Origin of the sequence: Halobacillus sp. BBL2006, from assembly GCF_000786645.1 — a bacterium.
Lineage (GTDB): Bacteria > Bacillota > Bacilli > Bacillales > Halobacillaceae > Halobacillus.
Genome location: NZ_JRNX01000183.1, coordinates 1 through 4,905 on the forward strand (window position 1 = coordinate 1; position 4,905 = coordinate 4,905).

General features: G+C 40.4%; 9 protein-coding genes. 8 read left to right on the forward strand and 1 reads right to left on the reverse strand.

The window, feature by feature from the left end; all coding sequences use genetic code 11:
* The 3 genes from LD39_RS06550 to LD39_RS06560 form a co-directional block, all read left to right on the forward strand.
* The coding region (locus tag LD39_RS06550) for a response regulator transcription factor (protein WP_035544229.1) at nucleotides 1-415 on the forward strand (415 nt) is incomplete at its 5' end.
* Nucleotides 412-1,815 carry a cell wall metabolism sensor histidine kinase WalK gene (locus LD39_RS06555; protein ID WP_052158755.1) on the forward strand — a complete coding sequence of 468 codons (1,404 nt, stop codon included), beginning with the start codon at nucleotides 412-414 and terminating at the stop codon, nucleotides 1,813-1,815. The genes LD39_RS06550 and LD39_RS06555, both read left to right, overlap by 4 nt.
* 392 nt (nucleotides 1,816-2,207) lie before the next feature.
* Nucleotides 2,208-2,720 carry a CotO family spore coat protein gene (locus tag LD39_RS06560; RefSeq protein ID WP_035544231.1) on the forward strand — a complete coding sequence of 171 codons (513 nt, stop codon included), beginning with the start codon at nucleotides 2,208-2,210 and terminating at the stop codon, nucleotides 2,718-2,720.
* A gap of 47 nt (nucleotides 2,721-2,767) precedes the next feature.
* Here LD39_RS06560 and LD39_RS06565 read toward each other — a convergent pair whose 3' ends face one another.
* Nucleotides 2,768-3,274, reverse strand: a complete 507-nt coding sequence (locus tag LD39_RS06565) for a CotY/CotZ family spore coat protein (RefSeq protein ID WP_035544232.1) — start codon at nucleotides 3,272-3,274, stop codon at nucleotides 2,768-2,770.
* Nucleotides 3,275-3,466: 192 nt separating this feature from the next.
* Between LD39_RS06565 and LD39_RS06570 the strand changes: the two genes are divergently transcribed.
* The 5 genes from LD39_RS06570 to LD39_RS06590 all read left to right on the forward strand — a co-directional run.
* Nucleotides 3,467-3,697 carry a hypothetical protein gene (locus LD39_RS06570; RefSeq protein ID WP_035544234.1) on the forward strand — a complete coding sequence of 77 codons (231 nt, stop codon included), beginning with the start codon at nucleotides 3,467-3,469 and terminating at the stop codon, nucleotides 3,695-3,697.
* 65 nt (nucleotides 3,698-3,762) lie between these two features.
* Nucleotides 3,763-4,098, forward strand: a complete 336-nt coding sequence (locus tag LD39_RS06575; protein ID WP_035544237.1) for a DUF1360 domain-containing protein — start codon at nucleotides 3,763-3,765, stop codon at nucleotides 4,096-4,098.
* On the forward strand, nucleotides 4,095-4,307 hold the full coding sequence (locus LD39_RS06580) for a hypothetical protein (protein WP_035544241.1): 213 nt from the start codon (nucleotides 4,095-4,097) through the stop codon (nucleotides 4,305-4,307). The genes LD39_RS06575 and LD39_RS06580 overlap by 4 nt, the downstream gene beginning before the upstream one ends.
* A gap of 75 nt (nucleotides 4,308-4,382) precedes the next feature.
* Nucleotides 4,383-4,673 carry a hypothetical protein gene (locus tag LD39_RS06585; RefSeq protein WP_052158756.1) on the forward strand — a complete coding sequence of 97 codons (291 nt, stop codon included), beginning with the start codon at nucleotides 4,383-4,385 and terminating at the stop codon, nucleotides 4,671-4,673.
* Nucleotides 4,674-4,697: 24 nt separating this feature from the next.
* On the forward strand, nucleotides 4,698-4,905 hold a 208-nt coding region (locus LD39_RS06590; RefSeq protein WP_035544244.1), incomplete at its 3' end, for an MBL fold metallo-hydrolase.

A 4,905-nucleotide genomic window follows, 5' to 3' on the forward strand; every position in this document is an offset into this window, starting at 1 on the left:
AGATGATTATATTACAAAGCCCTTCAGTCCCGGAGAGTTAGTGGCCCGAATCAAAGCCCATTTGCGTCGTTATAAACACTTTTCTCAACACAAAGTGGAAGAAGAAGACCAAATTATTCAATGCAAGGGTTTGAAATTGGATGTGAAACGATACGAGTTGTACGTAAAAGGAGAAAAGGTCAATTTATCTGCTACAGAATTTAAGTTACTTCATTTGTTGCTTTCTAATAAGGGGCAGGTTTTTTCAAAGGAGCAACTCTATGAGAAGGTTTGGGGTTATAACGACTATGGCGATATTAACACGGTTACGGTCTATATGAGCAAGATCAGGGACAAGATCGAAACGGAATCGACTAAGCCACAGTATATTCAAACCGTATGGGGCGTTGGATACAAATTCAACGATTCTGTATGAAATCCAGTTTAAAAAAGAGGCTTGTCCTCGCCTTTCTTTCTACGATCATTGTTCCGATTCTTGTAGCCATCTTGACCTTATATCTTGGTGCGAACCAATTACCCAATGAAGATGATCAACTTGACCAGTTATTTACTGATGTGAAAAAGGAAATAAGAATGAAGGAAGATGAGCTTCCTAATAGTGATGTCTTCTATAAGGAAATCAAACCACTGCTAGACCGCTATGATATGAATGTGACGATTCATACAAAGGAAAATGAAATAATCTTTGATTCGAGGAACTATAGAGAAGCGGATGACGTAAATAGTTTCTTGCCTAATTTCAAAACCTTTACCATTCAAGTGCAACCGGAAGATAATATAATATGGGACGTCACCATTCATGCCAACTCTTCTCAAAGTGAACCATTCAAAAGGATGACCTTCATTATTCGTGTTCTTCTTCTTGGTATAGGGATGGGGTTTCTTACGTTGATTTTGATGATTGTGATATGGACGATGTATATATCCAGGACCGTTCTAACGCCTTTAAAGCATATTTATCAGGCTACAGAAGAAATGAGGGAGGGGAACCTGGATTACCCCATTAAATATAAGAAACGAGATGAGATTGGCCGATTCATCCAAGGCTTCAATGTCATGAGGCAGCATGTGAAGGATTCATTTAAAAAGCAAAAGCAATATGAAGACTCAAGGAAAGAACTAATTGCGAGTATCTCCCATGATTTACGCACTCCCTTGTCTTCGATAAAAGGGTATGTAGAAGGACTGCGTGATGGGATTGTTCAAAATGAGGAAATGAAACAGCGTTATCTACAGGTAATCCATGATAAAACAGCTCACCTTGACCATTTAATTGAAGATCTATTCGAGTTCTCAAAGACGGAAGTTAATCAACTCCCTATTGAAAAAGAAGTCGTAAATGCTTCTAATTATTTTGAAAAACTACTCACCAAACATCAATTTGAACTGCGAAAACAAGAGGTGGAGTTAACTTATCCAGCAGAAATTGAGCCAGTGACCATCCTGATTGATCCGATGCGTATGGAACAAGTAATGAGTAACTTAATCATTAATGCAGTACGGTATGGAAGTGATCGAATCGAGATAGATGTTCAGATTGATCAGTTAAAAGGGCATCTAGTCGTTAGTGTTATCGATAATGGACAAGGTATAGAACCTGAAGATATACCGTATATCTTCACATCATTTTACCGTGGTGAAAAGTCCCGACCTACTAAAGATGGTGGCTCAGGCCTTGGGCTTTCGATTGTAAAATATATCGTTAAAGCCCACGAGGGAGATATCCATGTAGAAAGCGAAAAGGAAAAGGGGAGTACCTTTGTGTTTACTCTCCCGTTGTATGTGAAAGGGAATCTTTCGAAAATAGATGAATAAGAAGGGTAAAAGAGGTCACGTAGGTTAATAAATTCTTCGTGTTCTCTTTTTCTATTTTAAAATAATTGTCCAGGTTGAGCGAATGACTCATGGGAACCTTGTCATAACGTCAAACCTAAAATGGAGTGGGAAGGGGTAAGAATGATGGGCTGAAATTCCATCAATGGATTATGGTTTTCTCAGCTTCTTTAGTTTTATTTCTTCGACCAACATGAATACACTCCTAATATAGACTTTTTCAACTATATCAAAGGTTCATCAAAAGAAAGCAGTCTCAAGGTAAAAAATGTATAAAACTCTCCATTTTTGTCGAAACAATGCATTTGCGTACATGGGTCAGAGGACTAGGCATATACATACAATGATGAACTATATATAAGGGAGAGATCCGTATGGCTGAAAAGAAACGTTTGGCAAAACAGCCGATGCTTTATATTGCCCAACCTGAATTTAAACCGGCGGAAGTACCGATGCAAACGAGTTTTCGTTCGCAACGCTCATCCTCTTCTCAAGCAAGCAGTGGGGGAGGTACATCAATTCAGGAAAAGGAATTACGGCTAAGAAATCAATCTGCTGCTCCAGTTGAAAAAGAAGAACCAAAAGCGGAACAAGAAGAACAAGAAGTAACAACTGCATCAGATAACGCAGATTCGAAAACGAAATCACCTCGGGAAAGAAGACAGAGGTTTCAGGATCTGGATCTTGAAGGGAAAGTGAATTATTTTTTCCAGTTATCACCACATGTTCCGAAAATGAAGTGTGAGGTTTCAACAGAGGACGAATCATATCGTGGGTACATTACCGACTATAAAGACGGAATTGTTACGATGAAGGTTTTTCAGCGCCCTTACCATCAGGATGTGCCTTTTGAAAAAATTAAAGAAATTAGATTGATCGGATTTTAACAACAAAAAAACCGTGCCCAAATTGAGCGCGGTTTTTTAAGTGTGAATTATAGAGTCGCAGCAGCAGGAAGACATGTCACGTGACAGAAGCAGTTCAAGTCAACCGTGATGCAGATGCCGGAAGCACGAAGGTTGTCGCAGTCTTGCTGGGCTGGAGATTTAGGGTCAACAACTGGACGAGGTTGATGATTACTGCTTGAAGATGATTCTTCTTCTAAGTCACCTGAATGGTGGTTGTTAGAGAACAATAGCTCTAATACAGCGCAGCCATCATCATCCACAGACTTAACGCGGAAGAAAAAGCTTCCTTTTACGTTACAGCTGCCCGCATTTCTCTTAGTCCCATAACCTTTGAAAGGTTTGCAGTCTTTACAATAAAGGATGACAGGAACTGTATCGAAACCAGAACCTCCTCCTGTATCTCCTAATAGATCTGCAATGGACCGTTCACAGCTCGTCGTGCAGTCATGGATTACGTCATTCTGAGCGTCTACAATATCTTTTAGAATGTCAATCACACAAGAGCCCGTATCGAATTTCTTACCACAGCTCATTAAAATTTTCCCCTTTCCATACGAATTGACGTATTGTCTTTAATAGAATATGTAGGGTGCTTTGGTCGGTGTGGGCATTTGTCTGTTTTCCTGAAATCGATAACTTTTTCTCAAGGAATGGGCGAACGACCATACCTAATTGGGGCAAATACCATAGATTAACAATGACTTCGAATAAGGAGATGAAATAATATGTCTGAAAAGAAGAAACGGGTTATTAAAGTTGACGACCTATTCATTGAAGCGGAGAATGTTGTCATTAACCAGCGCCATCGCGGATGGGAAGAAAATCGTCATGATGATCGTGTAGACCCATTCTTTGGTCCTCGTCGCAGAAGAGAACAAAATGAAGAGCGTGAAAGTAGTTCAAAAGAGCATCGTGACGAATCATCTGACCGTCGTGGAGGTTTCCGTTGGTTCTAATTCAATATCATTGCAGCCACTACATGGAAGGTAGTGGCTTTTCTCATGGAAAGAGGGGGGACGGAATGTTAAGTATGACATGGTTGGAATTGCTTATTCTGGGATTAGCCAGTTTTCGACTTACACGCTTGATCGTTCGTGATCTGATCATGGAATGGGTACGTAAGCCATTCATGGATACCAAAGTCATTGTGAATGAGCAAGGTGAAGAGGAAGAGTGGGTTGAGCCGAAAGGATGGATCGGTGAAGGGTTGAGCTGCCAATGGTGTGTAGGGGTATGGGCGTCAGTAATCATGATGGTTTTCTACTATTATATTCCTTATGGGGAATGGCTTGTGCTGCTGCTTTCGATTGCTGGTTTGCAATCCATTCTCTATGGGTTGAGTGATCGGCATTTATGAGTAAAAAACCAAAGTCTATATTTGAAGTTCTGAAGGAGATCGAAGACGAAACGTCGAAAATGAATGGAATCATGAAACAGCCTGAAAAAAAATTCGGTGGCTGGGAAAAAGATTTTGAAGCCTGGGATCGAAGGTTTAGTAAACGGATGACCGACATGGAAAAGTTTTTAAACAAACAAATGGGGAAAATGGAGCGTTTCTTCGAGTAATCCGTGAGCGGGAACAGCGTTCAAGCATAATGGGGGAACGTTCGGGGTATGTATCTAGTAAGAGGAGGAGGAAGTATGGGATACATTCTGCCAATCAATCATTATCAATATCAGGATTATCAGAGACGGACCATTCAGACCGACCGTTCTCCCTTTATGCTTGAACAGGTATTCAAAGCAACTCTTAATAGTAAATTGAAGCAGCATGACCAGCCACGAGAGCAGGATCGAAAAGATTATCAGAGCCAAAAGCTTTATACATCTGCTGATTTCCATGCTGGTAAAGCCCATCCCCATTCTTCGCAACATGAAAAAATTTATTCCGAGGTGACAGGAAAAGGACAGAACTTTAGCGAAACCATTTAGAAAAGCCAAAGGGAGTCGTTTACCATGTCATTTCAACAGCTTAATGCGTCCTGTTATTATTATCAAAGTTCGGTGAATATCGGGTATGTTCATTCCGGTGATACCGGCTTATTGATTGATGCAGGCATTGATAAATCATCTATTAAAAAGGTGCTCAAGGAGCTCAATAAAAAGGAGCTTCCACTGACGCACCTTTTTATTACGCATGCTCACTCAGATCATTATGGCGGGG